This window comes from Agrobacterium sp. B1(2019), assembly GCF_008274755.1.
Taxonomy (GTDB): domain Bacteria; phylum Pseudomonadota; class Alphaproteobacteria; order Rhizobiales; family Rhizobiaceae; genus Agrobacterium; species Agrobacterium salinitolerans.
Genome location: NZ_VTPB01000005.1, coordinates 201,236 through 228,078 on the forward strand (window position 1 = coordinate 201,236; position 26,843 = coordinate 228,078).

The 26,843-nt window shown below is 59.6% G+C and carries 19 protein-coding genes; 11 read left to right on the forward strand and 8 right to left on the reverse strand.

What is annotated here, in order from left to right; translation table 11 throughout:
* Positions 1 to 2: 2 nt before the first annotated feature.
* A complete protein-coding gene (locus AGR1_RS27490; RefSeq protein ID WP_080794536.1) occupies positions 3 to 1,511 on the reverse strand; it encodes an ABC transporter substrate-binding protein in 1,509 nt (502 codons plus the stop codon).
* Positions 1,512 to 1,834: 323 nt separating this feature from the next.
* Between AGR1_RS27490 and AGR1_RS27495 the strand changes: the two genes are divergently transcribed.
* From AGR1_RS27495 to AGR1_RS27505, 3 genes are read left to right on the forward strand one after another with little or no spacing between them, the layout of a single operon-like run.
* Positions 1,835 to 3,031 carry an exo-alpha-sialidase gene (locus AGR1_RS27495; RefSeq protein ID WP_149149074.1) on the forward strand — a complete coding sequence of 399 codons (1,197 nt, stop codon included), beginning with the start codon at positions 1,835 to 1,837 and terminating at the stop codon, positions 3,029 to 3,031.
* Positions 3,028 to 3,984, forward strand: coding sequence for a 4-hydroxythreonine-4-phosphate dehydrogenase PdxA (pdxA, locus tag AGR1_RS27500; RefSeq protein ID WP_149149075.1), 957 nt, complete (start codon positions 3,028 to 3,030; stop codon positions 3,982 to 3,984). Before AGR1_RS27495 ends, pdxA begins: the two co-directional genes overlap by 4 nt.
* Entirely contained in the window at positions 3,981 to 5,108 is a 1,128-nt protein-coding gene (locus AGR1_RS27505) for an iron-containing alcohol dehydrogenase (RefSeq protein WP_149149076.1), read from the forward strand. Before pdxA ends, AGR1_RS27505 begins: the two co-directional genes overlap by 4 nt.
* A gap of 47 nt (positions 5,109 to 5,155) precedes the next feature.
* Here the strand turns inward: AGR1_RS27505 and AGR1_RS27510 are convergent, their stop codons facing one another.
* The 4 genes from AGR1_RS27510 to AGR1_RS27525 all read right to left on the reverse strand — a co-directional run bounded on the left by AGR1_RS27510 (position 5,156) and on the right by AGR1_RS27525 (position 9,945).
* Complete coding sequence (locus AGR1_RS27510) at positions 5,156 to 5,863, reverse strand: FadR/GntR family transcriptional regulator (protein WP_003506041.1); 708 nt, start codon at positions 5,861 to 5,863, stop codon at positions 5,156 to 5,158.
* Positions 5,864 to 5,867: 4 nt separating this feature from the next.
* A complete protein-coding gene (locus AGR1_RS27515) occupies positions 5,868 to 6,908 on the reverse strand; it encodes a four-carbon acid sugar kinase family protein (protein WP_080794544.1) in 1,041 nt (346 codons plus the stop codon).
* 232 nt (positions 6,909 to 7,140) lie between these two features.
* Positions 7,141 to 9,384: a polysaccharide deacetylase family protein gene (locus AGR1_RS27520; protein ID WP_149149077.1), complete on the reverse strand. Its 2,244-nt coding sequence runs from the start codon at positions 9,382 to 9,384 to the stop codon at positions 7,141 to 7,143.
* Between the two features lie 171 nt (positions 9,385 to 9,555).
* The gene (locus AGR1_RS27525; RefSeq protein ID WP_035260778.1) at positions 9,556 to 9,945 is read right to left on the reverse strand and encodes an acyl-CoA thioesterase; all 390 of its coding nucleotides are present in this window, start codon (positions 9,943 to 9,945) and stop codon (positions 9,556 to 9,558) included.
* A gap of 134 nt (positions 9,946 to 10,079) precedes the next feature.
* On the opposite strand from AGR1_RS27525, the gene AGR1_RS27530 reads away from it, so the two are divergent.
* Positions 10,080 to 10,313, forward strand: a complete 234-nt coding sequence (locus tag AGR1_RS27530) for a hypothetical protein (RefSeq protein WP_080794547.1) — start codon at positions 10,080 to 10,082, stop codon at positions 10,311 to 10,313.
* A 31-nt stretch (positions 10,314 to 10,344) separates the two neighbouring features.
* Here the strand turns inward: AGR1_RS27530 and AGR1_RS27535 are convergent, their stop codons facing one another.
* Positions 10,345 to 12,153, reverse strand: a complete 1,809-nt coding sequence (locus AGR1_RS27535; protein WP_080794548.1) for an ABC transporter ATP-binding protein/permease — start codon at positions 12,151 to 12,153, stop codon at positions 10,345 to 10,347.
* A gap of 292 nt (positions 12,154 to 12,445) precedes the next feature.
* Here AGR1_RS27535 and AGR1_RS27545 point away from each other — a divergent pair, with 292 nt between their 5' ends.
* From AGR1_RS27545 to AGR1_RS27575, 7 genes are all read left to right on the forward strand, one after another.
* Positions 12,446 to 15,772, forward strand: coding sequence for a transglutaminase family protein (locus AGR1_RS27545; RefSeq protein WP_149149078.1), 3,327 nt, complete (start codon positions 12,446 to 12,448; stop codon positions 15,770 to 15,772).
* Position 15,773: 1 nt separating this feature from the next.
* Entirely contained in the window at positions 15,774 to 18,179 is a 2,406-nt protein-coding gene (locus AGR1_RS27550; protein ID WP_149149079.1) for a circularly permuted type 2 ATP-grasp protein, read from the forward strand.
* A 4-nt stretch (positions 18,180 to 18,183) separates the two neighbouring features.
* Entirely contained in the window at positions 18,184 to 19,062 is an 879-nt protein-coding gene (locus tag AGR1_RS27555) for a transglutaminase family protein (protein WP_149149080.1), read from the forward strand.
* Positions 19,063 to 19,230: 168 nt separating this feature from the next.
* Positions 19,231 to 20,469 carry a TadE/TadG family type IV pilus assembly protein gene (locus AGR1_RS27560; protein ID WP_149149081.1) on the forward strand — a complete coding sequence of 413 codons (1,239 nt, stop codon included), beginning with the start codon at positions 19,231 to 19,233 and terminating at the stop codon, positions 20,467 to 20,469.
* 125 nt (positions 20,470 to 20,594) lie between these two features.
* Complete coding sequence (locus AGR1_RS27565; protein ID WP_149149082.1) at positions 20,595 to 22,217, forward strand: ABC-F family ATP-binding cassette domain-containing protein; 1,623 nt, start codon at positions 20,595 to 20,597, stop codon at positions 22,215 to 22,217.
* Between the two features lie 60 nt (positions 22,218 to 22,277).
* Entirely contained in the window at positions 22,278 to 23,288 is a 1,011-nt protein-coding gene (locus tag AGR1_RS27570) for a 2-hydroxyacid dehydrogenase (protein WP_149149083.1), read from the forward strand.
* A gap of 145 nt (positions 23,289 to 23,433) precedes the next feature.
* Positions 23,434 to 24,186 carry a FadR/GntR family transcriptional regulator gene (locus tag AGR1_RS27575; RefSeq protein WP_149149084.1) on the forward strand — a complete coding sequence of 251 codons (753 nt, stop codon included), beginning with the start codon at positions 23,434 to 23,436 and terminating at the stop codon, positions 24,184 to 24,186.
* A 56-nt stretch (positions 24,187 to 24,242) separates the two neighbouring features.
* On the opposite strand, the gene AGR1_RS27580 is transcribed toward AGR1_RS27575, so the two are convergent.
* Together AGR1_RS27580 and AGR1_RS27585 are read right to left on the reverse strand one after the other, a co-directional pair.
* Positions 24,243 to 25,040 carry a carbohydrate-binding protein gene (locus tag AGR1_RS27580; RefSeq protein WP_149149085.1) on the reverse strand — a complete coding sequence of 266 codons (798 nt, stop codon included), beginning with the start codon at positions 25,038 to 25,040 and terminating at the stop codon, positions 24,243 to 24,245.
* Positions 25,041 to 25,050: 10 nt separating this feature from the next.
* Positions 25,051 to 26,838 carry a heparinase II/III family protein gene (locus tag AGR1_RS27585; protein WP_149149086.1) on the reverse strand — a complete coding sequence of 596 codons (1,788 nt, stop codon included), beginning with the start codon at positions 26,836 to 26,838 and terminating at the stop codon, positions 25,051 to 25,053.
* Between the last annotated feature and the right edge of the window lie 5 nt (positions 26,839 to 26,843).

Sequence of the window (26,843 nt, forward strand, 5' to 3'; positions counted from 1 at the left end):
TCTTATTTGATGCCGATTTCCGAAAGCTGCAGCATCGAGTTCGTGGAGATGGTGGGCTTGAAGTCCAGCCGTTCCGAGACGCGGGAGAAGCCGACCATGTGGAACAGCAGCACGTCGGCCACCACATCGTCGTGCAGATAAGCGATGAGTTCCGACCAGAGCTTGGCGCGCTCGTCACCGACCGCTGCGGATGCACGTTCAATCAGATCGTCAACCTTCTTGTCCGAGAAGCCGGACTGCGTGCCCTTGGTGGCATATTTGAAGAACATGGTGAAGGACGGGTCGCCCTTGGAATTGTCGTGCATGGCGGCGACGATCTGCGGTCCCCTGCCTTCCTTGAAGGGCTTGGAATAATAGCTTTCGTGCTCGGCCACTTCCACGAATTTCAGGTCGATCTTGAAACCGACATCCTGTAATTGCTGCTGGATCGCCTCCATGATCTCGGTGACGTTGGGGAAATTCGCGGTACGCGCGATGATGGTGATCGGCGCATCCACCTTCACACCGGCAGCCTTTGCTTCCTCGAGCAGCTTTTTTGCGCCCTCGGGGTCATAGGGAAAGACCTTGACGTCGGGGTTCCAGCCAAGCGTGGTCGGCGGAACGAGCGCCGTGGCCAGCACGGCGCCTTCTGGAACCAGCGTGCCGAGGAAGGCCTGCCGGTCGATGGCGAGGTTGAGCGCGCGGCGCACCCGCACATCGTTCAGCGGCTCTATATTGTGATCGAGACGCATATAGACCGTCTCGCTGTCGAGGTAGGAAAAGTCGGTCTTCGCATTGGTGGCGTCTAGCTGGGAAATCGAAGGCGAGAGATCGGCTTCGCCGGTCTGCACCATGGCCGCGCGAACCGAAGGATCGGCACGGAAAAGATAGGTCGCTTCCGTCACCTGCGGCTTGGCGCCCCAATAGTCGTCGCGTGCGGTGAGGACAATCTGCTGGCCCGGCGTCCAGTCGGTCAGCTTGTAGGGCCCGGTGCCGACAGGCTCTCGGATGAATTCCATCTTGGTTTCTTCGGGAACGATGGTGACCAACGACATCAAGAGCGGCAGAATAGGCTGCGCCGGTTCGGCCTTGAAGTCGATCGTGTAATCATCAACGATCGATGGGGTCACCGTCATGCCACCGAAATAACGACGGGACTCGCAGGCGTTCTTGTCGCTCATAATGCGTTCGAAGCTGTGCTTGACGTCCTTGGCATCGAACGCCGTGCCGTCGGAAAACTTTACGCCTTCGCGCAGGTGGAAACGCCAGCTTCCATCGGCATTCTGCTCCCACTTCTCGGCAAGGCGCGGCTGAACATCCTTTTTGCCGCGCACATCAAGCTCGGTCAGCGTCTCGCTGACATTTTCCATGATGATGCGACCGATGTTGGAGCGGGTGGCCATGCAGGGCTCCAGCAGGTCCGCCTCTTCCGCCAGCACGATCTTGATCGGACCCGATGCCGCGAGCGCCGGCGAAACCGCAGCGCTGAAGGAACCCAAGACAAGGGCGCCCGCAATCAATGACTTCTTCATTCCGTTCTCCTCCCAGATTCAGAAATTCAGCAACATGGCGGCGCGCCGCAAGGGGCATCTGAAAAAATCCCCGTCTCCTGCATTAAGGAGCATGGCATGCGGATGATTGTCTCCTCCACCCGTTAGCGAAGCATCGACGCTATCATATTTTTTGTCAATTTATTTTTCTATTGCGGCTTTCATCTGAGTTTCGATCCTATATTTTATCATTAATAAACAGCGATTTAATTATAAAAATCAAAAAATTTCGATCTTCTTTTTTATCAAATAAACTTGACAACTTTTTGAATATGTCATTTTCATCGAGACAAGAGGAGACCACGATGACCCCTGATGACATCGCTCGCGCCATGACCGGAACCATGCATGCCGTATCGGAAAACCGGCAGGAAGCCTTTCTGCCGTCGCCCATGATCCAGAACCATGCGAGCTTCCTGCACCTTCTGGACGATGGCGCCCTGCTCTGCGCATGGTTCGGCGGCACGCTGGAAGGAAAATCGGATATTTCGATTTTCGCATCCGTACTGACGGCGGGTGCAACCCGGTGGGGACCGCCGCAGCGACTGAGCCACGACCCCTCCCATTCCGAACAGAACCCGGTTGTCTTCACCGCGCCGGATGGCGTTCTGTGGCTGTTTCATACCGCTCAGCCCTCCGGTAATCAGGATGAATGCCGCATTCGCATGGCGCGGATCCACCGCGACGCGACTGCGCCGGAAAAGCTTGTTTCCGAGGAAGGACGTTTTCTCGATCTCCCGCAGGGCTGCTTCATCCGCGCGCCGCTGCGCATCCGAGATGACGGTGCCTGGCTGCTGCCGATCTTCCGCTGCATCCAGCGTCCCGGCCAGAAATGGAACGGTAGCCACGATACGGCAGCGCTCGGCATATCCACGGACAATGGTGCGACCTGGCGATTGCAGGATCTCGAGGAATCGACCGGCTGCGTGCATATGAGCCCGGTTGCGGTGACGAATGGGGACTACGCCGCCTTCTTCCGCCGCCGTCAGGCTGACTTCGTCTACCGCACGCAAAGCGCCGATGGCGGCCGCTCGTGGTCAAAGCCGGAGCCGACCGATGTGCCCAACAATAATTCCTCCATTGCGGTCATCAAGCTCAACGATGGCAGGTTGGCTATGATCTGCAACCCCGTCAATGCCGCGCAGTCGAGCGATCGCCGCGCCTCGCTTTACGACGAACTGGGAGAGGACGACGACAGGCCGGATGCCGATCCGAGCGGCGGGTGCGTTCCCGTCTGGGGCGTGCCGCGCGCGCCTGTTTCAATCTGCCTGTCCGACGATGACGGGCGCAGTTTTGCCACCAGAATCCTGATCGAAGACGGGCCAGGCACCTGCCTTTCGAACGATTCGACCGATGGGCGCAATCTGGAAATGTCCTATCCGTGGCTTCTGGAAGCGCCGGACGGTACGCTGCATGCAAGCTACACCTATCATCGCCGTGCAATCAAATATGTCCGGCTGGCGCCCGGCTGGGCTGACGAGAACGACGGGAGACAAAGATGAGCAATATTATTGGCATCACCATGGGCGATCCCTGTGGTGTCGGCCCGGAGATCACGGTGCGGGCGCTCGCCGAAATGTCCGGTTCGGATCGTGCAGCGACGCGTATTTACGGCAACCTCGCCACGCTGGAAGCGGCGCGGGATGCGCTCGGCGTTGATATCGATCTTTCTCAGCACGTGGTCGACCTGCCAGTGGAGAACGCGCCGCTGCCCTGGGGTACATTGTCGCCTGTTGCCGGAGACGCCGCGTTCCGCTTTATCGAAAAGGCTGTTCGCGATGCCGAAGCGGGCGCAATCGGCTGCATCGTCACCGCGCCGATCAACAAGGAAGCCCTGAATCTCGCCGGTCACCATTATGACGGGCACACCGGCATGTTGCGAAGCCTCACCGGCTCCTCGGCCGCCTATATGCTGCTTGCTTCAGAGCGGTTGAAGGTCATTCACGTTTCCACCCATGTCTCCCTGCAGGAAGCCATTCGCCGGGCGACGACGGAGCGGGTGCTGGCAACCATCCGAGCCGGCAACGCGCATCTGAAACGCATCGGTTATGGTCAACCGCGCATCGCGGTTGCCGGCATCAACCCGCATTGCGGTGAAAACGGCCTGTTCGGCAACGAGGATGACAATCAGATCGCACCGGCGGTCGTCGCCGCACGCGCCGAAGGCATCGAGGTGCAGGGACCGATTTCCGCCGACACCGTGTTCCACCGGGCTTACTCCGGCGCTTTCGATCTCGTCGTCGCGCAATATCACGATCAGGGCCATATCCCGATCAAACTTGTCGCTTTCGACACCGCCGTCAATGTCTCCGTCGATCTGCCGATAGACCGCACCTCCGTCGATCACGGCACGGCTTTCGATATCGCCGGCAAGGGCATCGCCAATCACGGCAACATGAATGCGGCCATCGCCTATGCGCGCAAGCTGGTGGCGGGCAAGGACCGAAAGGGATGAGCACCATGTCGACAGCTCCCATTCTCATCCACCAGCCACGCCGGCTCGCCGTTGGCGCTGGCACCGTTTCACAGGTCGGCGTCTGGGCGGGGAAAACCGCATCGACCCTCGTTATCGCCACACCGCTGACGGCCAAATTTGCCGAACGGCTGCAATTGCCGGGTCCTTTCACTGTCTTCGACGCCATTCCCGGCGAGCCGGACACCACAACGCTCGAAGCCGCCCTTGCCGCGGCACGCGCCGCCAAGCCGGATCTCGTCATCGGCCTCGGCGGCGGTTCGGTAATGGATGTGGCGAAGCTGGTCGCGGCGGTCTGGAATTCCGGCCAGACGCTTGAGGATGTGGCTGGACCGAACAGGGTTGCCGGGCGCAACACGCGGCTGGTGCAGATCGCCACCACCGCCGGAACCGGCTCCGAAGCCGGCATCCGTTCGCTTATCACAGACCCGGTGAAAGGCAGCAAGATCGCGGTCGAAAGCCCTCATCTGATTGCGGATTTCGCCGTGCTCGATCCGGAACTCACCTATTCGGTCCCACCAGCCGTTACAGCGGCAACGGGTGTGGACGCCATGGCCCATTGCGTCGAAGCCTTCACCAATCGCAAGGCCCATCCGATGATCGACGGTTTCGCACGCATGGGCTTTGCACTGGTCGGTAAATATCTGGCGCGCGCCGTCCGCGACGGTGCGGATACTGAAGCGCGGGAAGGCATGATGCTTGCCTCCTATTATGGCGGCATCTGCCTTGGTCCGGTCAATACGGCCGCCGGCCATGCCATCGCCTATCCGCTCGGCACGCTTCTTAACCTGCCGCACGGGCTGGCGAACGCCATCGTCTTCCCGCATGTTCTGGCCTTCAACCAGCCCGCCGTTTCTGCGAAGACGGCGGAAGTGGCGGGAGCGCTCGGGCTTCGCGAACATCTTTCGCCTGATGATTTGCGCAAGGCCGCGACGGATTTTTGTGCCGGGCTCGGCATCGAAATGTCGCTCGCACGGCACGGCGCGACTGAAGCCGATCTTACCCGCTACGCTGAGGATGCGCATGCCATCCGCCGGCTGATGGACAATAACCCCGTCGACATGAGCCTCGAGGATGTGCTCGGCGTTTACCGCCACGCCTTCTAAGCAAAAATCCGGTGCGCGAACGCGCGCATCGGTCTTCAGTCACCCGCTTAATCCGTGTGCGAAGACTCAAACAGGCGATCGCGCGATCCGGTCAGGTGCTGGAGCATCAGCTGGCGTGCCGCCTCTGCATCCCCATCGGCAATCGCCTTTGCGATTGCCTCATGCTCGGCAAAAACACGCGTCAGACCGGATGCCTCCCGCTTCACTGACATGCCGTGGAACTTCATTCCCACGGCAATATGGTCCTTCAGCGCTTCCATCGCAGTGGAGAAATAACTGTTCCGCGCCGCCCGTGCGATGGCGAGGTGAAACTGATAATCGGCATCCTCGCGGTGGGACTGGCGATTGGTCGCATCCCGCATCAGTTCGAGCGCCTTCCGGATCGCCGCAAGTCTCTCGCCATCGTGCCGCAGAGCCGCGGCCGCCGCCGCTGCCGGCTCCAGCGTCAGCCTGAATTCGTAACAGTTGAGAAGGTCCGCGACGTTTTCAAGCTGTCCGAAGCCGAGCGGCTCGCGCAGGCCGAAGGCCCTGACATAGCTGCCGGAGCCTCTGCGGGAATAGATGAACCCCTGCTCGCGCAGCCGCCGTAACGCCTCGCGCACCACCGGCCGCGATACTTCGAATTCCATGGCGAGTTCATGCTCGGTCGGCAGCCGCTCATCCGGCTTGTAGGCGCCGGATTTGATCGCCCGGTGCATTCTCTCGAAAATAATGTCCGGAAGTGCCTTGCGCGCCGTTTCTTTCATCAGCCCCATCTGGTCAGCTCTCTCCAGCGTCATTGTCGCCAAGCATCATTTTCGCGATCCGTTTCAACGTGTCAGCTTGCCCAAAACCGCCGGACTTCGCAATGATGCATTGATCGCCGGACCAGCCCACGCCGAGACCCGGCAGGCATTCGCCGGCAAGACGCAAGCGCGAAACGCCCATGGCCCGCAGCACCGCCTCCGCCGTGGCTCCACCCGACAACAGCAGTCTTGCCGCTCCGGCAGTAAAATGCGGCACGACGCCTTGCGCCAACCGGTCTGAAACCGCAAGCGGCGACACATTTTCCGCACCCTGCGTCGCTTGAACCAGCATCAGACCGGCACCGTCATCGGTGTGGCGGGGCATGACGCCATTCGGCGCCTCAATGATCGAAACAGGTCCAACGCTTTTGAGAACGTCAATCTGCTCCACCGTGATCGGATCGCGAGACCCGATGACAAAAAGCCCCTTTCCGGCCGGAATGATCGCGGCCTCAGGAACAGCCTGCGCCGTCATCGCCTCAGCCAGCGCCTCGGCAAGCCCGCGTGCGCCGACCAGAAGATCGGCCCCTTGCGCCTGCGCGGCGGCGAGAGCCTCCGCGATTTCGCCCTTTGATCGCGTATCGGGTATCGTGCAACGGTCGGCATGCCCGCGCAGCCTTTCATGAACCGGAATGGCAGCGTCGACGCCAAAGCCGGAAACGGCTCCGCCAATAACGACGCGTCCGAACTCCGGAATCGCGGGCGCGACAAGCGCGTGGCGATAGGAAATCGCATCCATTTCCGCCGCAATATGCCCCTTCAGGCGGGAATCGATCTTCTTGAAAAGGATGGTATCGACCGGAAGCAGCCCCAGCAGTTCCTGCGTGCGGCGGCTGGCTTCATCCGCCTCGCCGTCGCGGCAGCCGAGATTGACGCTAACGACGGCAGGCGCATTCGCCAACGCCGCACGCGCACCGTCAAGCCCGATGGCAACCTCGGTCGCCAGCCCGCGACCGGCAAAAGGGGCGGCGGCGTCGAGCGCTCCGGTCAGATCATCGGCAAAAATTAATAGCAAGGGCGATGTCTTCATAAAAGTTGTAATGTTTTACGTCGATAAATTTATTTATAATCAATAGATAAATAGATGTGAATAACAAAATTTACGACACAGCTTTTCGCACTGACCAATCAACCGCAAACAGGCTCACAGGGCGAGAGAAAAATCGGAAACGGCAAAAGAGAACGCCCAACACGAGCCGCAGAAACATCTGGCAAGACGGCCGAGAGATGGCGAACGAACAAGGTCGCTAGATGAACCGGAAGGGCAGACCTGAAATGAGCGCCTTGACGAAACGCTTTTTCTGAAAGCGACCATTCAGCGATACACGCGGCAGCTGCGTCGGTTTTTCAAGGCAACGGGGATCGATAACGCCAGCCTGCGTGGTCACGGCTGCGGAAAATCCTGCGTCGTGAACCGCTTTCGCTTCCCGTTCTCCCACGGCCTTAACCCAGCCATAGGGATAAGAAAAGGACTGTGGCCGGCGGTCGACATAAGCTTCCACCCGGCGCGTCGATTCCGCGATCTCATAAGCCAGACGCGTCGCATCGACCTTGCGCATATTCACATGCGTCACGGTATGTGCGCCGAAATGCACCAGAGGGTCCTGCGCCAGCGCCTTGAGCTCGTCTTCATCCATGACAAGTTCGTCCACGATCGCGATGGGATCGACGCCATGCTGCCTCGCGACACGATCGATCCTTTCCACCGCCTCGTCTTCCGAAAAATTCTGGACGAAATCTTCAAGCCGCGTGAATGCCTTAGCTTTCTGTGAAGGGCTGGCGCACGCTACCTGTTCCGGCCCCGCCCCGAAATCGAATTCGAAAGACGCGGCTTTCTGCGTCAAGGCGGCAGCGGTTTCCCACCAGAGGCTGCGTGTTCGCTCCACAAAACCCGGCGTGATGAAAATCGTGTAGGGAACGGCATATTTACGGAAGATCGGTGCGGCATAGTCGGCATTGTTTCGATAGCCGTCATCAAGCGTGAAGGCGCAGAAGGACCGGCCCTCGTAATTATCGGCAAGGAGAGCCGGCAGATCGTGCAGATGGACCGGAACAAGACCGCATTCGAGTGCGGCCTGTATCGCCTCTTCCAGAAACTGCGGCGTGACGGACAATTGCACATTGGGTGCGAAAGCCGAAACAACCCCACCGGGGCGCACATGATGAAGCGTAAAGATCACGCCGCGCCCCGCAAAAGACGGAAATGCCGAACGGAGGGCCGGGAGAGAACTCACCTCCAGCCCCGCCCTTATGACTCCATATTTCACAAGGCGTTTTATCGGCTGAAAGAAATTTCTCCGCGATTGTCCTGATGTCAGGCCGGGAAGAAGGCGTTTTCTCACGACTCTCGAGACCGTCAGCGGCAGGTCGATCAGGCCCGGCAAGGGATCCTTAGGCGCAAAGGCGGCCCAGCTGCGGATCTTGCCCAGAGAAGCAAGGTAGTCACCAATTTTCGCCTGCCCCCTCCGGGCCAATGTGAAAGCGGCAACGACGTCGCGGACAAGATAGGACCAGGAAACACCCTGCCGCGCATCGCCGAGCGGACCGACCGGCTCACCGTTGGCGACCCGCCATAGCAGGGCGCCAAGGTCGACGCCCGCCGCCGAGCAAAGGCCAAACCATGACCATGGGCGCGGATTGACATCGAGAAGCTTGAGTTTCCCGTCCCGGTGATCGAGCTTGAATTCCGCCTCGACCAGCCCGCTATGGCCGGCCGATTTCAGTATTTTTCGGGCCGCCTCCACCGCTTTCCCGTTGTCGACGACCTCGACGCGGGTGCTGGTATAGCCGAAATCGACAGGATATTGCCGGACGCGCCGGGCAGTGAATTCCGCTACCGGCTCTCCGTTCAGCCAGAGCGCCGCGTAGGAGAACTGGCTTTCTCCCCCACCTGGAATGCGTTCCTGTACGACGACATTGCCGACGCCAATCTCTTCACTCGCATCGGCAAAAGCAGCTTTCAAAGCATGGCGGTCATCGGCGCAAATGACTTTTGCCCGGGCGATGGTGGTATCGCCACCGCCCATATTCGGCTTGAGAATGACGGGAAACATTATGTCCAGCGTATCGATGTCAGCGGCCGATGCCAGTGCATAGGTTCGCGGAATATCGACGCCGAGTTCTGCGGCGCGCTGATAAAGCAGCGGTTTTTCGCAGAGCCATTGCAGGGCCGTCCAATCCGGCAAAACGATCTTGTAAAGAGCGGAAAGCTCCTCACGATGCTGTGCAACGAGCTGGACCTCTCCGTCACCGGATGGCACCAGCAGACAGCCCTTCAAACCACGTTTCGCCGCCATCTGACGCAGGAACTCCATTGCGCCGGCGTCGTGCGGGCCATCCCAGCGGATTGTTTCCCGCACGAAGCGCGACCAGCCTGGCAACGGTGAATCATGGGTGAGATAATAGACAGGCACATTCAGGGCGCCGAGGCTGCGCGCAAGGGCGAGCGTGCCGTGAGCGCCGCCGACAATAACAACACCTGGAATGGTCAAAGCCTGATCCCCGTCCTATTCCACATCTTGATCGCAAAAATTGATAAATAAATTGGATATTTCTAAAGTATTGAGCGGACGGATATCGAATTGCGAAAAATCCGAAACGCCTATGCTTCCAGTCTTTTGCAGGCGCTTCGGAATTGCTTTGAAAAAAAAGCTGAGGCCGCCTCACGCCTCCTTGCGGACAGGACGCGGATCGCCGTTGTCGTCCACCGCGACCATGATGAAGACGGCCTCCGTCACCTTTTCGCGTGAATCCTGATAGTGCCTGCGGGTCCAGGCCTCGATCTTCAATGTGACGGAGGTACGGCCGATCTTTTCGATTTTGGTATAGACACACAATGTATCGCCGATCTTGACCGGCTTCTTGAAGACGATCTCATTGACTGCGACGGTAACAGTGCGGCCGCCGGCCACATCATTGGCGCGGACGAAAGCGGCAAGGTCCATCTGCGACATGACCCAGCCGCCGAAAATATCGCCGGCCGGGTTGGCATCGGCGGGCATCGCAAGCGTTCTGAGCGTGAGTTCCATATCGGCGGGCGGTTGCTGGTCCATGTCTCAAAGTCCTTTCACAAGCCTCCCGCTGCCGGACTTAAACAACCGCACCCCATCCGCCAATAGCCGATTTGTCGCGGCAGCCCTTCCAAAACAGCAAGGAATCATAGAGCCGTCGTAAGCTTCGGTTAACCATGATGAGGCACGATTCCAAAAAACGCGAGGGCGTGCGAATGGCCTATGACTGGAGTGGAAACAACGCAATACAGCAGCGCTACGACCGTATTGTCCTGGTGGTCACCAGCGTCGTCGCCATCAGCCTGGCGACCGGCACATTTGCCCTGCGTTCGCAGGTGGAGCCGGACACCACCCTAAGCCTTGTCAAACAGCCGCGGCTCGCTTCGGATCAATGGCATCTTCGGCTCTAGCCCGCTCCGAACAGCTCCACAGCCCGACGGCCTATAGCGGAGCGCTGTCTGCCGGGGAGATATTTTCCCTCTGCGCGGTATGGTCGAGATGCGCCACGGCCGGGGCGAGAACCGACAGAAATGTTTCGGAGCGGCCGATATAGATGATCGCCGCACTGTCGATCCCGTTCAGAACTTCCGCCAGCGTATCCTGCGTCTGTTTTTCCAACCCTTCGAGCAAATCATCGATAACGAGGAATTTCGGCTTCAGCAGCAGGGCGTTTGCAACCCGGATGCTGGCCTGCTCGTCTGAATCCAGTTTTTTATCCCAGCGAATGTTTTCGTCGAGACGAGGCGCCATCTCGCCAAGCCCGCAGGCAGCGAGCGCCGAGATATAATCGGCATCGGCAAAACGCTGGGGAGCGCGCGGATAGGCGAGGATTTCACGCAGCGACCCCGCCGGCAGATAGCCGTGCTGGGCGATGAAAAGCGTGTCGGACTGTTCGGGCATCTCTATCCTGCCCTGTCCCCAGGGCCACAGGCCCGCCATGGCCGCAAACAGCAGCCTTCGGTTCACGCCCTGCTCGCCATTGATCATCAGTCGTTCGCCCGGCCCGATCGTGACTTCGCTCTCGCGCAGCTGGAAGCCGCGATCCAAATCCTGTCCGCCCGCATCACGACAGATCACCACCGACTGGAGGCGGATTTTTTCATTCTCCGCGCTGCGTTGCAGATCGATCGCCAAGCCGTGCTGTTCGACGCTGTCCATCTCGATAAGGGCGTTACGGAACACCGAAACGCGCTGTAACGTGGCCTTCCAGCTGGCAATCGGTCCGAAATTGTCGATGTACCAGCGCAGCGCCGTGTTGACCTGGTTGAACGCACCCACGGCCATCATCAACCCGCCGAATGTCAGATTGCCGGAAAAATAAACGGGAGCTGCGATCAGAATCGGCGCCACCACCGCCAGCCAGCCATATCCCGCCGAAACCCATGTTAGATTTGTCAGGGCCATCGCCAGCCCTCGAATGACGCCAATCACCGCATCAACATCGATACCGATCCGCCGCCTTTCGTTCTTTTCACCGCGCGCAAGGGCAATCGCGGCAAGATTTTCGCTGGCCCGCATCAGCGAGAAGCGAAGCTCCGCCTCTTTGGAGTAACGCTCGGCATTCAGTCCAACGAGCCGATAACCGACGAGATTGCTGAGCAGGGAGGCTGAACCAGCGTAAAATATCGCCGCCCAGACCATGTAGCCGGGGATAGCATAGGTATCGCCGCCGATGGTGACAGCAAAGCCCGCCGAGAGCGACCAGAGGACGCCGATAAAGCTGATGAGCAGGATCGTCGCATTGACGAGCCCGATGGAAAGAGCCGTACTGCTTTCAGCGAGATTGCGGACATCGTCATGCAGGCGCTGGTCGGGGTTGATCGCAATCGTGCCGAAACCGGCAAGACGGGCGGCGCGCCCGGGTTTCAGCCATTGATCCACCATATCCTTGGCAAGACCTTCGCGCATGTTCAGCGCCGTCATCTGGTTCAGCCAGGTCTGGATGACGTTGAGGAGAAGCAACGCCCCCCCGATGATGGCGAAGACCTCCAGCTGGTGAATGAAGGCGGCAAGATCGCGCCGCTCCAGCGCATTGTAAAACGGCGCGTTCCATTCATTGAGCCTGATCTGGCCGTAAGCGGTGAGCAATATTACCGTGAGCAACGCCATCGACAGCAAGATCAGCCGATTACGCACCGGCGAGGTCCAGAAGGCGCGCCCCATCATGCGCAGTTGCGCGGGAAAATCGAGATCGAAACCCGAAAGATTAGCCGCGCTTTTGCGCTGATCGTCGGTCACCGTTGTTGCCATTCATTCCATTCCGAAACGTCAGTCGGCAAAGAAAGCGGGGCGCGATTCTGCGCCTTTCGTTGCCAAGCAATAACACGCCGTTCAACCTTGTCCACAATCCCGGCGAAATCTCAGCTGCGATGATTGAAAAGCCCAGATAATTCTTCCCACGGGCAAATATCGCGGCTTAACCCAACAATGCTGTCGCCCCCGGAAATGATCCTTGCTTTCTTTTCCTGCATTGCACAAAATCCGGATAATTTCAGAGGGGCGGACAAACCGCATAAGCCGGAAAACCGGGCAAGGCAGATTAATGGCGATCAAAGCGAGCATCTATCATCTGACGCATTATAAATACGACAATCCTGTTCGCCTTGGACCACAGATCATAAGATTAAAGCCCGCCTCGCACTCCAGAACCCGTGTCATCAGCCATTCGCTCAAGGTTTCGCCCTCCAATCACTTCGTGAACCTTCAGCAAGATCCTTACGGCAATTACCTCGCCCGCTTCGTTTTTCCCGAGCCGGCGACGGAATTTAAGATCGAGGTCGATCTTGTCGCCGATATGACGGTTTACAATCCGTTCGATTTCTTTGTGGAGGAAGAGGCGACAAAGTGGCCGTTCGATTATCCGCAGGAATTGCGGGACGATCTCTCCATCTACATGAAGCCGGAACCGACAGGCCCGCTGCTTGCCGCCTTCATGGCCACTGTCGACCGCACGCCGGGGCAACCGACTGTGGACATGGTCGTTGGCCTCAATGCCCGCCTGCAACAGGAGATCGGTTACGTCATCCGCATGGAACCCGGCGTCCAGACGCCTGAGGAAACGCTCGCTTCCGGCAAGGGCTCCTGCCGCGATACGAGCTGGCTGCTCGTGCAGGTTCTGCGGCATCTTGGCCTCGCCGCCCGCTTCGTGTCGGGATATCTCATTCAGCTCACTCCCGATCTCAAGGCGCTGGATGGCCCATCCGGCACCGAAGTGGACTTCACCGATCTTCACGCCTGGGCCGAGGTCTATATGCCCGGCGCCGGCTGGATCGGGCTTGACCCGACCTCCGGGCTTCTGACAGGTGAAAGCCATATTCCGCTGGCCGCAACGCCGCATTATCGCAATGCCGCACCGATTTCCGGCGGTTATTTCGGCCACGCCAATACCGAATTCGCCTTCGACATGCAGGTCCGGCGTGTTGCCGAGACACCGCGTATCACCAAACCCTTTTCGGATGAAAGCTGGGAGGAGCTCAACGCGCTCGGTGAAGCGGTCGACGGCGTTCTGAACAGCCATGACGTCCGGCTGACCATGGGCGGCGAGCCGACCTTCGTTTCCATCGACGATTTCGAATCCGACGAATGGAACACCGGCGCAGTCGGGCCGACAAAGCGTGAAAAGGCCGACGCCCTGATCCGCCGCCTGCGTGAGCGTTTCGCACCGGGCGGTTTTCTGCATTACGGACAGGGGAAATGGTATCCGGGCGAAACCCTGCCGCGCTGGACCTTTTCGCTCTACTGGCGCAAGGACGGCCTGCCGATCTGGCAGAACCCGGCCCTGATTGCGGAGGAAGGCGCAGATACGGGCGTCAAGGCCGAAGATGCACAGAAGCTATTGGGTGGTATAGCCACCCAGCTCGGCATTGAGCCTGATCTGGTGCTGCCAGCCTATGAGGATCCGGCCGAATGGATCATCAAGGAAGGCAGCCTGCCCGACAATGTCGACCCGTCCAATTCCAGACTGAAGGATCCGGAAGAGCGCAACCGTATCGCCCGCGTCTTCGAACGCGGTTTGACGACGCCCACCGGCTACATCCTGCCGGTACAGGCATGGAATGCGCGCGCCGCCGGCGAACGCTGGATCAGCGAAAAATGGAAGACGCGGCGCGGCAAGATTTTTCTCGTTCCGGGCGACAGCCCGGTCGGTTACCGCCTGCCGCTCGGCACCCTGCCCTATGTGCCGCCGTCGGCCTACCCTTATATCCATGAGGCCGACCCTTCTATACCCAGGGGGCCGCTTCCCGATGTCTTGACGCCCTACGGTCGCGCTATGCCCGAAGCCTCGTTCCAGGCAAGCGAAGTGGCCGGGCAGGAGCGCATAGAGCAGACGCTTGGTGAAATCGGCGGCGCGGTGCGCACCGCCATGTCAGTGGAACCGCGTGACGGAAGGCTTTGCGTCTTCATGCCGCCGGTCGAGCGCATCGAGGATTATCTCGAACTGATCGCGGCAGCGGAAGCGGCTGCCACAGAGCTTGGACTGCCCGTCCATATCGAGGGTTATGCACCGCCGCATGACGAGCGCGTCAATGTCATCCGCGTCGCACCCGATCCCGGCGTCATCGAGGTCAACATCCACCCCGCGGCGGGCTGGAAGGATTGCGTTGATATCACCACGGCTGTTTATGAGGAGGCGCGCCAGTCGCGTCTCGGCGCCGACAAGTTCATGATCGACGGCCGCCACACCGGCACCGGCGGCGGCAACCATGTGGTCGTGGGCGGCGCCAACCCCAATGACAGCCCCTTCCTGCGCCGGCCCGATCTTCTCAAAAGCCTCGTTCTGCACTGGCAGCGGCATCCCTCGCTATCCTATCTCTTCTCAGGTCTCTTCATCGGCCCGACAAGCCAGGCGCCGCGTATCGACGAAGCCCGCCACGACAGTCTCTACGAACTGGAAATTGCGCTGGCGCAGGTGCCTGCCCCCGGTGAGGGCGTTCCGCCTCTGCCATGGCTGGTCGACCGGCTGTTCCGCAATCTGCTGACGGATGTGACGGGTAACACCCACCGGGCCGAAATCTGCATCGACAAGCTGTTTTCACCCGACGGGCCGACCGGGCGCCTCGGCCTTGTGGAATTCCGCGGTTTCGAAATGCCGCCGAACGCGCGCATGTCGCTTGCCCAGCAATTGCTGGTGCGCGCCCTCATCGCCCGTTTCTGGAAAAATCCGGCCGCCGGCAAATTCGTGCGCTGGGGTACGGCGCTCGCCGACCGCTTCATGCTGCCGCATTATATCTGGGCGGATTTTCTCGATGTGCTTGCGGACCTCAGAGAAAACGGTTTCGACCTCAAGCCGGAATGGTTCACCGCCCAGCAGGAATTCCGTTTCCCCTTCTTCGGCGAGGTGGAATACGAGGGTGCGAAGCTTGAGCTGCGCCAGGCGCTGGAGCCCTGGCATGTGATGGGCGAACAGGGTGCCATCGGCGGAACCGTGCGTTTTGTCGACAGCTCCGTGGAGCGCCTGCAGGTGCGGCTGGAAACCTCCAACCCTTCCCGTTACACCGTCGCCTGCAACGGACGCGCTGTGCCGATGACACCAACGGAAAACCGCGGTGTCGCGGTGGCCGGCGTGCGCTTCAAGGCGTGGCAGCCCTCCTCCGGCCTGCATCCCGTCCTGCCCGTCAATTCACCCTTGACCTTTGACATTTATGATACATGGTCGAGGCGATCGATCGGCGGATGCATCTATCATGTTGCTCATCCGGGCGGGCGCAATTACGAGACGTTTCCCGTCAACGGCAATGAGGCCGAGGCACGCCGCCTCGCCCGTTTCGAACCATGGGGGCATACGGCCGGGCAATATCCGCTACAAGCGGAAACCATGTCGCCAGAATTTCCGCTGACGCTCGATCTGCGTCGGCCTTACGGAGTGTAAATTGTCCAAAGCCCCGGCAACGGAACGCAAGACGGAAACAGGCGCGCAACCGCGTGGGCTTGAATATTCCCCCTTGCCGGGCGTTGCCGACGAAATGCTCGATACCAATGGCAAGGTCAGGCCGGTCTGGAAGACCCTGCTCGACGCCCTGTCGCGCATGTCGGAACGGGAATTGCACGAACGCTTTGCCCGCACCGACCGCTATCTGCGCGACGCCGGCGTGTTCTACCGCGACTACGGCAAGGGCAGCAGCGAAAGAAACTGGCCGATCTCGCATATTCCGGTCCTGATCGACGACAGGGAATGGACGGTACTTTCCGAGGGGCTGAAACAGCGCGCCAATCTTCTGGAAGCCATGGTTGCCGATTTTTACGGCGAGAACCGGCTGGTGAAGGAAGGTTACGTGCCGCCAGCGCTGATTGCCTCCAATCCGGAATTTCTAAGGCCTATGGTCGGCGTGAAACCGGCAACCGGCCACTATCTGCATTTCTGTTCCTTCGAGATCGGCCGCGGACCTGACGGCAACTGGTGGGTACTGGCTGACCGCACGCAGGCACCGTCCGGCGCCGGTTTTGCTCTCGAAAACCGGGTGGCGACCACTCGCGCGCTTTCCGATATCTATGCGGAAACCCATGTCCACCGTCTCGCCTCGTTTTTCGGTGCTTTCCGCGACGCGCTGCAGGCGCAAAGAAAGCACCCCGATGACCGGATCGCCGTGCTGACGCCCGGTCCCGCCAACGAAACCTATTTCGAACACGCCTATATCGCCCGTTATCTCGGCTTCATGTTGCTGGAGGGCGAGGACCTCACCGTCGTCAACGGTCGAGTCATGGTCAGAACCGTGGCCGGGCTAAAACCGATCGGCGTGCTGTGGCGACGTCTCGACGCCTCCTATTCCGACCCTCTGGAACTCAACCAGCACTCCCACATCGGCACGCCGGGCATGGTGCAGGCGCTGCGCAATGAAGCGCTCACCGTCGTCAATGCGCTCGGTAGCGGCATTCTCGAAACCCGGGCGCTGCTCGCCTTCATGCCGCGTATCTGCCGCCACATTCTGGGCGAGGAACTGAAACTGCCATCCATCGCCACCTGGTGGTGCGGACAGGAAGCCGAACGCCGTCACGTCGCCGGCAATATCGAAGGCATGGTCATCGGGCCTGCCTATTCCCGGCTTCCTTTCTTCGACGACAACGGCCAGTCCGTGCTCGGCTCTTCCCTGAGAGAAACTGCAAAGGAATCGATCAGCGACTGGCTTACCTCCGACGGCCACAGGCTGGTGGGCCAGGAAGTGGTGAAGCTTTCAACCACCCCGGCCTATATCAATAACAAGCTCGTGCCGCGCCCGATGAGCCTTCGCGTTTTTGCTGCGCGCACCCAGGACGGCTGGCAGATCATGCCGGGCGGCTTCGCACGGATCGGCAGCGGTGACGATGTCTCCGCCATCGCCATGCAATCGGGCGGCAGCGCCGCCGATGTCTGGATCGTCAGCGACAGACCTGTGGAGCGCACCACGCTTCTGCCGGCGGAAGAGAGCTTCACCCGCAACATGCCGGGCAGCCTGCCGAGCCGCGCAGCCGACAATCTGTTCTGGCTCGGGCGTTATATCGAGCGTTCGGAAGGCGCCCTGCGCATCCTGCGCGCCTGGCACGGGCGTTATGCCGAATCCGCCGATCCGCGCCAGCCGCTGCTCGCGCATGTGACACGCTATCTAGAAACGCTCGATGTGGAGATGAACGATGCCGTGCCGGAAAGCCTGCTGAACAACATCAACAGCGCGCTTTATTCCGCCAGCAATATCCGCGACCGCTTTTCGCCTGACGGGTGGCTGGCGCTGAACGACCTTGCCAAGACCGCCCGCCGTTTCCACGCGAAAGTGGCCCCCGGCGACGACGCTACCCATGCCATGACGATCCTTTTGCGCAAGCTTGCAGGCTTTGCCGGTCTCGTGCACGAAAACATGTATCGCTTCACCGGCTGGCGTTTCCTGTCGATCGGCCGTTACCTGGAACGCGGCCTGCATATGACGCGTCTTCTCGGCCATATGACCGGCCCGGATGCGCCTGACGGCTCCTATGACATGCTGCTTGAAATCGGCGACAGCGTCATGACTCATCGCCGCCGCTACAACGTCAACACGGCCGGCCTGACCGTGACCGATCTTCTGGCGCTCGACCCGCTCAATCCCCGCTCGATCCTGTTCCAGCTGAACGAGATCCGCACCGAAGTGGAACAGCTTCCGAACGCCTTCGTCAACGGTCAGATGTCGCCCTTCTACCGCGAGGCGATGCGTCTGCATTCCGGGCTCGCGGTCATGACGCCGGAAAACATGAACGGCGCGATCTATCGCCAGCTCGAAACCGACATGGAACATCTCTCCGATGTTCTGGCCCGGACCTATCTCGGATAATCCTATGCTTTACGATCTTTCCCTGCATATGGGTTACACCTACGACACGCCGGCCCACGGCGCGCGCCACATCATCCGCGTCCTGCCGCTCTCCATCCCCGGCCGGCAGCGGCTTGTCGCCGGCTCCATCGATGTTTCGCCGGTGCCGGAAGAACGTGCCACCTTCGAGGACTTCTTTCATCAATCGGCCACGTCAGTGCATCTGCGCGCGCCGCATGAAAAGCTGGATATCCGCATGCAGGCCCGCGTGATAGTGGAGGCGCCGGCGCTGACGGCGGATTTCTCGCCCGAGCTTTCCCGCCTGCCGCAGGATCTGGCCGATGTCTGGTCGCTCGATTTCCAGTCGCCGCACCACTTCATCGGTGCGAGCCCGAGGATCGGAATGGATGCGGCAATATCCGCCTATGCCCGGGAATTGCTGAAACCCGGAATGACCATTCGCGAAATCGCGCGCGCGCTGTGCAAACGCATCCACAAGGACTTTACCTATGACGGCGAGGCGACGACCGTCGATACGACGCCATCGGAAGCCTTCAAGCTGAAGCGCGGCGTGTGCCAGGACTTTTCGCATATCATGATCATGGCGCTGCGCAGCCTCGGCATTCCCGCCGGTTATGTCAGCGGTTTCCTGCGCACCATTCCGCCACCGGGAAAGGAACGGCTTGAAGGCGCCGATGCAATGCATGCCTGGGTTCGCGTCTGGTGCGGAGAAGCAGCCGGTTATCTGGAACTCGATCCCACCAACGATATCGTCGCCGGAAGCGACCATATCGTTGTCGGTTACGGCCGGGACTATTCTGATGTCGCCCCGGTCATCGGCGTCTTGAAGAGCTATGGGAACCAGCAAATAAAACAGGCCGTCGACGTCATCCCCGTCCAATAATGACACGATGTGTATTATTGCGGCCATCGCGTCAGACAATTCTTGAAAATACTTCGAAAACTGCTCCAATGTGAACACTGTGTAAAATTGAACCGATCACGTTAGCGGATTTTACATCGTTTGCGGCTTTTCTGTGCTCAGTCGAATATTCTAATCTGTGAGCCCGTCATGACCGCCTCTGCACATCAAAAACCCAAGCGCCGTTTTCTTGCCGATACCGGCGGCAATTTCGGCATGATGACGGCCATCCTGCTGCCGGTCCTGCTGGGTTTTGCCGGCGCCGGCATGGAGTTGGCGAATGTGATGCAGGTGAAAGCGGATATGCAGAATACCGCCGATTCGGCGGCCCTTGCGGCGGCGACCGAGGCCCGTTTGAAAATGGGCGATCTGACGGACGAGCAGATCAAGGAAATCGCCAAGAACTTCATCGCCGCCCAGATGGAAAAGAACCTGACCGAGGAAGAGAAAAAGGAACTGGAGCAGAATTCTCCGACCAGCATTGCGACAACGGAGAATGCCCGCGGCAAGACCTACACCGTCGAGACCACGATCAACCGTCGGATAGAACTCAATCCGCTGCTGGGATTCATTGGCGCAAAAACGCTCGATCTTTCGGTAACCGGCACTGCAAAAAGCACCGTCAACAAGGGCGCACCGATCTCCATGTATCTGGCACTTGACCGTTCCGGTTCGATGTCATTCAAGACGGATACCATCAATACCGCAAAAAAATCGTGCCCGGTTTATACGGCAGACAATTGGGGTAGCAGCGAAGCGAGGGCCACATCCAGCCCTTGCTACATCAACAAGGCCACCTCGCTCAAAACGGCCGTTGGGTTCCTCGTCGCAACATTGAACAAGGCTGACCCGACCTACACGGCTAACGGCGGTTCAGAGCTCGTCCGAACAGGCGCCTCGGTCTATACGCATGAGACCTATGCGGCCCAGCCCATAAGCTGGGGTACGGGCAGCGTTGTCAGCTACGTTGACAAGCAAATCCCGGAATTCCCCACCGGCGGCACGGATGCCCGCAGCAGCCTGAACGCCGCCTATAACGCCCTTAAAAAATCCAACACCACCGAAGCGAAAGCACATAAAGACAAAGGCAGTGAATCGTTCGAGCGCTACATTGTTCTCATGACCGACGGCGAAATGACGGGCAACAGCGCCTCGTGGAACTCCAGCATCGACCAGTCGGTACGCACTACCTGCGAGACCGCCAAGAAAGACGGGATCAAGATTTTCAGCGTCGCCTTCATGGCGCCGGACAGGGGCAAGTCGCTGTTGCAATATTGTGCATCGAGCGCTGACAATTATTACGCGCCGGAAAACATGGAGCAGATCGTCACAGCCTTTGGCGAAATCGCCCGCAAGGCTGCCGGCAGCATGGCCACGCTCACCAACTGATTCTGTTTCCGGAGTTGCAGCTCTGGAGCGTCTTGTTGGCTGCATGACTGACACAACACGTCCGGCAGGTGACAGCGGCGGCGGCCCGTGGCATAGGAGGGCCGCTCCCATTCACAGGCCCTGTCATGATCCGCATCGAAAACATCAGCAAGTCGAACAGTCACCGCATTCTCTATATCGAGGCCTCCGCCGCGCTCAATCGCGGCGAGAAGATCGGCCTTGTCGGCCCGAACGGCGCCGGCAAGACCACGCTGTTCCGGATGATTACCGGCGAAGAGCAGCCCGACGAGGGCCAGGTCGTCGTTGAAAAGGGCATGACGGTCGGTTATTTCGATCAGGATGTCGGTGAAATGTCCGGCCGCTCGGCCGTCGCGGAAGTCATGGAAGGCGCAGGCCCCGTCAGCGAAGTGGCGGCGGAGCTTCGGGAACTGGAAGCCGCCATGTCTGACCCCGACCGGATGGACGAGATGGACACTATCATCGAACGTTACGGCGAAGTGCAGGCGCGTTATGAGGAACTGGACGGCTACGCGTTGGAAGGCCGTGCGCGTGAGGTGTTGGATGGCTTGAGCTTCAGCCAGGAAATGATGGACGGCGATGTTTCCAAGCTTTCCGGCGGCTGGAAGATGCGCGTGGCGCTTGCCCGTATTCTTCTCATGCGCCCTGACGTGATGCTGCTCGACGAACCGTCGAACCATCTCGATCTCGAAAGCCTGATCTGGCTCGAAGATTTCCTGAAGAACTACGACGGCGCGCTGCTTATGACCTCGCATGACCGCGAATTCATGAACCGCATCGTCACCAAGATCATCGAAATCGATGCCGGCAATCTCACCACCTATTCCGGTGACTACGGCTTTTACGAGCAGCAGCGCGCGCAGAACGAAAAGCAGCAGCAGGCGCAGTTCGAGCGCCAGCAGGCTATGCTCGCCAAGGAAATCAAGTTCATCGAACGCTTCAAGGCCCGCGCTTCGCACGCCTCGCAGGTGCAGAGCCGTGTGAAGAAACTCGAGAAGATTGACCGCGTCGAGCCGCCAAAACGGCGTCAGACGGTTGCTTTCGAATTTGCACCCGCTCCTCGCTCAGGCGAGGATGTCGTGGCGTTGAAGAAGGTCAACAAGGCCTATGGCAGCCGCACGATCTACGGCGAGCTCGATTTCATGGTGCGGCGCAAGGAACGCTGGTGCATCATGGGCGTCAACGGCGCTGGAAAATCGACGCTGCTGAAGCTGGTGACCCGCACGGCGGAACCGGATTCCGGCAATGTCACCCTCGGCGCCAGCGTCAAGCTCGGCTATTTCGCCCAGCATGCCATGGATGTGCTTGATGGCGACAGCACCATACTCGAATGGCTGGAGGAGCGTTTTCCGAAGGCGGGGCAGGCGCCGCTGCGCGCCCTTGCCGGCTGTTTCGGCTTTTCCGGCGACGACGTGGAAAAACGTTGCCGTGTTCTTTCCGGCGGAGAAAAGGCCCGCCTCGTCATGGCCGCCATGCTGTTCGATCCCCCGAACTTCCTCGTGCTGGACGAGCCGACCAACCATCTCGATCTCGACACCAAGGAAATGCTGATCAAGGCTCTGTCAAATTACGAAGGCACGATGCTGTTCGTTTCGCACGACCGCCATTTCCTGGCCGCACTTTCGAACCGGGTGCTGGAACTGACGCCTGACGGTATCCACCAATATGGCGGCGGCTATACCGAATATGTCGAAAGCACGGGACAGGAGGCACCGGGTCTTCGCAGCTAAGATATCTGCCGGACGCATCGCCCTGTCACGGCAGCTTTCGTTTGGAGACTGGAGAAACAGATGCGGATCGTGGTCTACAGCGCCAAACCCTATGACAGGCAATTCCTTGACGCTGCAGCCCACGCTGGCATGCGGATGCAATATTGCGAAGCACGTCTGTCTCCAGAGACAGTGGCGCTGGCGGCGGGAGCGGCGGCGATCTGCGCCTTTGTTAATGACGACCTGTCGCGGCCGGTGCTTGAAAAACTTGCGGAAATGGGTGTCCGGCTCATCGCCCTGCGCTGCGCCGGTTTCAATCAGGTCGATCTCGCCGCCGCCGAAAAGCTCGGCCTGACCGTTGCGCGCGTGCCGGCCTATTCGCCCTATGCGGTCGCCGAACACACCATGGCGCTCATCCTGTCGCTCAACCGCAAGATCCACCGCGCCTATAACCGTGTCCGCGAAGGAAACTTCGCCCTCGATGGCCTGCTTGGCTTCGATCTTCACGGGAAGACCGTCGGCATTGTCGGCACGGGCAAGATCGGGGCGATTTTCGCGCGCATTGCGGCCGGCTTCGGCTGCCGTCTCGTCGGCCACGATCTACGGCCAAATCCGGATTGCGAGGCGCTGGGCATGGTCTACGTCACGCGCGAGGAGCTGTTCCGAACATCGGACATTCTGGCGCTGATGTGCCCGCTCACACCGGAGACCCGTCACCTTATTCGTGGAGAGACGCTGCCACTTCTGAAAAAGGGCGTGATGCTCGTCAATACCAGCCGCGGCGCCATCATCGACACGCAGGCGGCAATTGCAGGCCTGAAAGACGGCACGATCGGCAGTCTCGGCATCGATGTCTATGAAGAAGAGGCCGATCTCTTTTTCGAGGATCTTTCCAACGAGGTGCTGCGCGACGATGTTTTCGCGCGACTGCTGACCTTTCCAAATGTTCTGGTCACCGGTCATCAGGGCTTCTTCACGCAGGAGGCGCTAAAAAATATCGCGGACACCACGATCGGCAATATCGAGAGCTTTTTCAGGACCGGCAGGGCGTTGCATGCAGTTTCCACGGAACAGTTTACTGGCCCGGCCTAGTGTCTCCGGTCAGAATCGGGAAGATTTTTAGTACCATTCTGCGCCTACTCTGCATGAAGGCGGGTAAAATTGGTATGATCATTGAGTTTTAATGAAATTCATCATACATATTTGAAAGGCTCCACGCCTGCCTCGATCTCAATGCATGGTGACCGACGTGCCTGAACAGCAAAAACAGCGCAGCAAATCCTCCGGTTCTCTGGTGAGCAGAGTTAGCCTCAGCCTGAGAAACGCGATTGCCTCCGGGCAATATGGGCCTGGCGACCGCCTGCCCAGCGAGATCGAGATGACGGAAACCCATGGCGTCAGCCGCACCGTCGTGCGCGAGGCGGTGACGGCGCTACGCTGCGACGGGCTGGTGGAGGTGCGTCAGGGAGCGGGCATTTTCGTACTGAAGCATGAAAAGGACGCGTCACCCACACCCGGTGTTGACCGCGCCCGGCTTTCTTCCGATCTGGAGGTGCTGGAAATCAGGACGCCGCTCGAAATCGAAGCGGCGGGGCTCGCCGCCCTCCGCCGTTCGCCATCGCAGGAGGAAGCGATTTTCGACTGTCACGCCCGGCTTCTGCAATGTATCGAGGAGAACCGCTCCATTCGTGAGGCGGATCTGGCGCTGCATCTCGCCATTGCGGCCGCCACCAACAATCCGCTTTTCACACAGTTCCTCGAACTGCACGGCCAGACCGTGATTCCACAATCGCGCGTGGTTTCCGAAACCGGCGAGAACGACCAGACAGCTTACCGGCGATTGATCCACAAGGAGCACGAGGCAATCGTCATCGCCATATCGGACCGGAACGAACAGGCCGCGAAGCTGGCGATGCAGGCGCATCTGCGCGGCAGCCAGCACCGCTACCGCGACATGATGCGCGACCTGCGCGGCATCGCACACAGCTAAAGGATTTCCAGCAAACCGGGGTCGTAGCTTTGTGCTCTGAAAGGCTCGATCAGGAGCTACGGCGTTTCGCGCAGATCCGCCCCCCAGACCTCGATTTGCGTCAGCGCTGGAAAGGGCGAAGGGTCGTCCGCTTTTTTAAGATCATGCAGACGGATCCACTCCACCCGGCGCGGCACAACCGGGAAGGTTTGGGCCGCACCGGTTTTCTGCAAGGAAAAGCTCGCACTTTCGCCGTCGGAAAAAGTGACGCTCGCTTTTTCCCACCAGGCATCGTGTGGGAAGTCCGCCCGCAGGTAAAAAGTCAGCTGGTCGATAAAGACTGCGCGGCCGAATACGAGGGTCAGCGAAGCTTCGGGATCGCGGTTGATGCCCCAGCTTGTATAGGGCCAGAAGCCGTGGCCCGCGCTCGCCTTTTCACCATCGATAACATTGCGGGCTGCGAAGGCCGCCTCCCCACGCGTTTCCGTGCTCGCATAAACGTGCGGAAACAGCGAGGTGTTCTCATGATCGTCAAACGGGTTGAGCGCCAGATTCCTGCGAACTCCAATTTCACCGGCAAGTGTGCGGCGCGCGGCGATCCTGTGAAGATTACCGCTGAACGCCTGCGGCGGATAGGATTTGCGTTTCGCCGCCGAAGGAATGGGCAGGGTGAATTCATTTCCGTGCAGGAAAACCAGCGTCGGCTGCATGCCGGCGTCGAGCGCAAGCCAGATATGACCGGGCTGCGAAATCTCAACGACAAGCCTGTCGCCCTCGCAATATTCCGCGCGATAGACGAGCAGAGCTTCGTCCTCCGCTCCGGCCTCCGCCAGAACATCACCCAGCGCATTGACGACCTTGAGTGTAAGTTTCATCGGCACTTCCTTAACTGATCGTCAGACACAGGCGCTGGGCTGCGATGGGGATGAGAATGCGATAGATCACCGGCGGCCAGGACTGGCGAAGGCGGGCATCGTTGATTGTTATGGCTTCGATTGCGGGCTCTCCCGCGCCTTCGCAGGCTATCTCTCCCAACCCCGCAAAGTTCAGGACACCCGGCGTGACAGCGGGCTTTTCGGCAACCATCAGCGACAGAACCGCCTCCTGCCCGCCGTGATAGTCGTCAACGACTTCCACATGGCTGCCACGCAGCAATCGGACGCGGCGACGATAGTGTTCAACACGCGCCATGGCGGGATAGGCCCCGGCTATGTCAAAGGAGACTTCCGCCTGCTCTTCGGAAAATTCGGTCGCAAAATCTCTCGCGGCAAACTCTGCCCCGGCAGCCTGCATGACGCCGCCGAAAGTCGGCAGATTGTGAAAGGCCGATTGCATCGTCCATATCTCGTAGCGCTGCGGCGAGAAGGTTTTTGCGGTGTAGGTTTCCACCCCGACATCGATGATGAACGGCCGGCCGTTCTTATAAAGCGTGAAACTGCCGACATCGTTGTGGTTATGGCTCTCGCCATTATTGCCCGCCTTCACGGCGATATCGAAAACCCCGTCGCGCATGATCGCCAGGCCGATACCGGGATAGGCGATATCGATCTTTGCCGGTTCCGCTGGAACAGGCGCGGACAACTCCGGGATGGCAAGGACCGCCTGGATCCGATACCAGAGGTTCCACTCCCTGCAGATCATCCGGTCCGGTGAGCGGTTCCAGCAGGCGGTAGCGAAAGCCTGAAGCGGTAGCGAAGAAACGGCCTTGCCGAAAAGATATTCCCGCACGCCGGATGTCTCGACCTTCGCCGGCGCATCGGCGAAGTTGAAGAACCGGTCTTCCGCCACGTGCATGTGGAGAATGAATTCAGCCATGCTGCGCAGCTTCGGCGCACGAAAGAGCGGCGCCATGAAGCCAGGCGCAGAGGCTTCGAGAATGCTCATCGCCCCGAACAGGCAAAGCGCCGCATGGCCATAATAAAGAACGCCCTCTTCGCAGGCGCCGTCCTCCGCATAATCTTTCTGAAACGCATCGAGACTCTTGAGCGCCTTTTCCACGACCGCACGCCTCGTCGACTGGTCTGTGGGCAATAGCAGGGTCGAGAGAAGGACGTTTTGGGTGATCCAGGCCGTCCAGTTGTTCATCCGCTCGTCGCCATTTCCCATCCACCAGAAATGCCGGGCGAGATAGGGCTTCGTAATGCGTCTGTCGATCTCGGCGCGGATGCGGGAAACAAGGTTTGCATTCGCTCTTTCCAGTTCCGGTGCCAGCAAATGCAGGCACAAAGCGAGATTGGCGCCCGTTTCGGCGGCGAACAGGTCGATCACCGGGTTCTGCGGATCGGGAAGAGAATCTCGCGGGCCGCCGCGAATATGGGAATTATGGGCGGGCAATTGCCAGCCGCTCTCCTCGCATATCAGCCAAAGACCATCGATGATGACATCGAGAAAGCGACCCTGCCCTTCGGCGCATTCTCCAAGAACCAGCGCGTTCAGCTTCAGTCTTCGGGAAAAATAAAGCGCCTCGAAACGATCGCGATTGCCGGTGCGGCTATATTCCCGGTAGTCGCCCGCCAGAATTGTGGACCAAGGTTCGTCAAGCGTCTGCTCCGCCGCCTCGATGAGACCACGGGAAACCGCGCCCGGCGCTGAAGACCGTATTTTCTGCGCCGTCAGTTCCGCGCCGAAATCGGCGAACCGCTCTGGCAGAGAACGCATCATTTCGACAAACACGCCCT

Coding starts and splice junctions, on each gene's coding strand:
- AGR1_RS27495 (WP_149149074.1), top strand. CDS start 1,835: ATGACCCCTGATGACATCGCTCGCGCCATGACCGGAACCATGCATGCC.
- AGR1_RS27510 (WP_003506041.1), bottom strand. CDS start 5,863: ATGGGGCTGATGAAAGAAACGGCGCGCAAGGCACTTCCGGACATTATT.
- AGR1_RS27530 (WP_080794547.1), top strand. CDS start 10,080: ATGATGAGGCACGATTCCAAAAAACGCGAGGGCGTGCGAATGGCCTAT.
- AGR1_RS27505 (WP_149149076.1), top strand. CDS start 3,981: ATGAGCACCATGTCGACAGCTCCCATTCTCATCCACCAGCCACGCCGG.
- AGR1_RS27525 (WP_035260778.1), bottom strand. CDS start 9,945: ATGGACCAGCAACCGCCCGCCGATATGGAACTCACGCTCAGAACGCTT.
- AGR1_RS27570 (WP_149149083.1), top strand. CDS start 22,278: ATGCGGATCGTGGTCTACAGCGCCAAACCCTATGACAGGCAATTCCTT.
- AGR1_RS27555 (WP_149149080.1), top strand. CDS start 18,184: ATGCTTTACGATCTTTCCCTGCATATGGGTTACACCTACGACACGCCG.
- AGR1_RS27535 (WP_080794548.1), bottom strand. CDS start 12,153: ATGGCAACAACGGTGACCGACGATCAGCGCAAAAGCGCGGCTAATCTT.
- AGR1_RS27575 (WP_149149084.1), top strand. CDS start 23,434: ATGGTGACCGACGTGCCTGAACAGCAAAAACAGCGCAGCAAATCCTCC.
- pdxA (WP_149149075.1), top strand. CDS start 3,028: ATGAGCAATATTATTGGCATCACCATGGGCGATCCCTGTGGTGTCGGC.
- AGR1_RS27545 (WP_149149078.1), top strand. CDS start 12,446: ATGGCGATCAAAGCGAGCATCTATCATCTGACGCATTATAAATACGAC.
- AGR1_RS27565 (WP_149149082.1), top strand. CDS start 20,595: ATGATCCGCATCGAAAACATCAGCAAGTCGAACAGTCACCGCATTCTC.
- AGR1_RS27580 (WP_149149085.1), bottom strand. CDS start 25,040: ATGAAACTTACACTCAAGGTCGTCAATGCGCTGGGTGATGTTCTGGCG.
- AGR1_RS27490 (WP_080794536.1), bottom strand. CDS start 1,511: ATGAAGAAGTCATTGATTGCGGGCGCCCTTGTCTTGGGTTCCTTCAGC.
- AGR1_RS27560 (WP_149149081.1), top strand. CDS start 19,231: ATGACCGCCTCTGCACATCAAAAACCCAAGCGCCGTTTTCTTGCCGAT.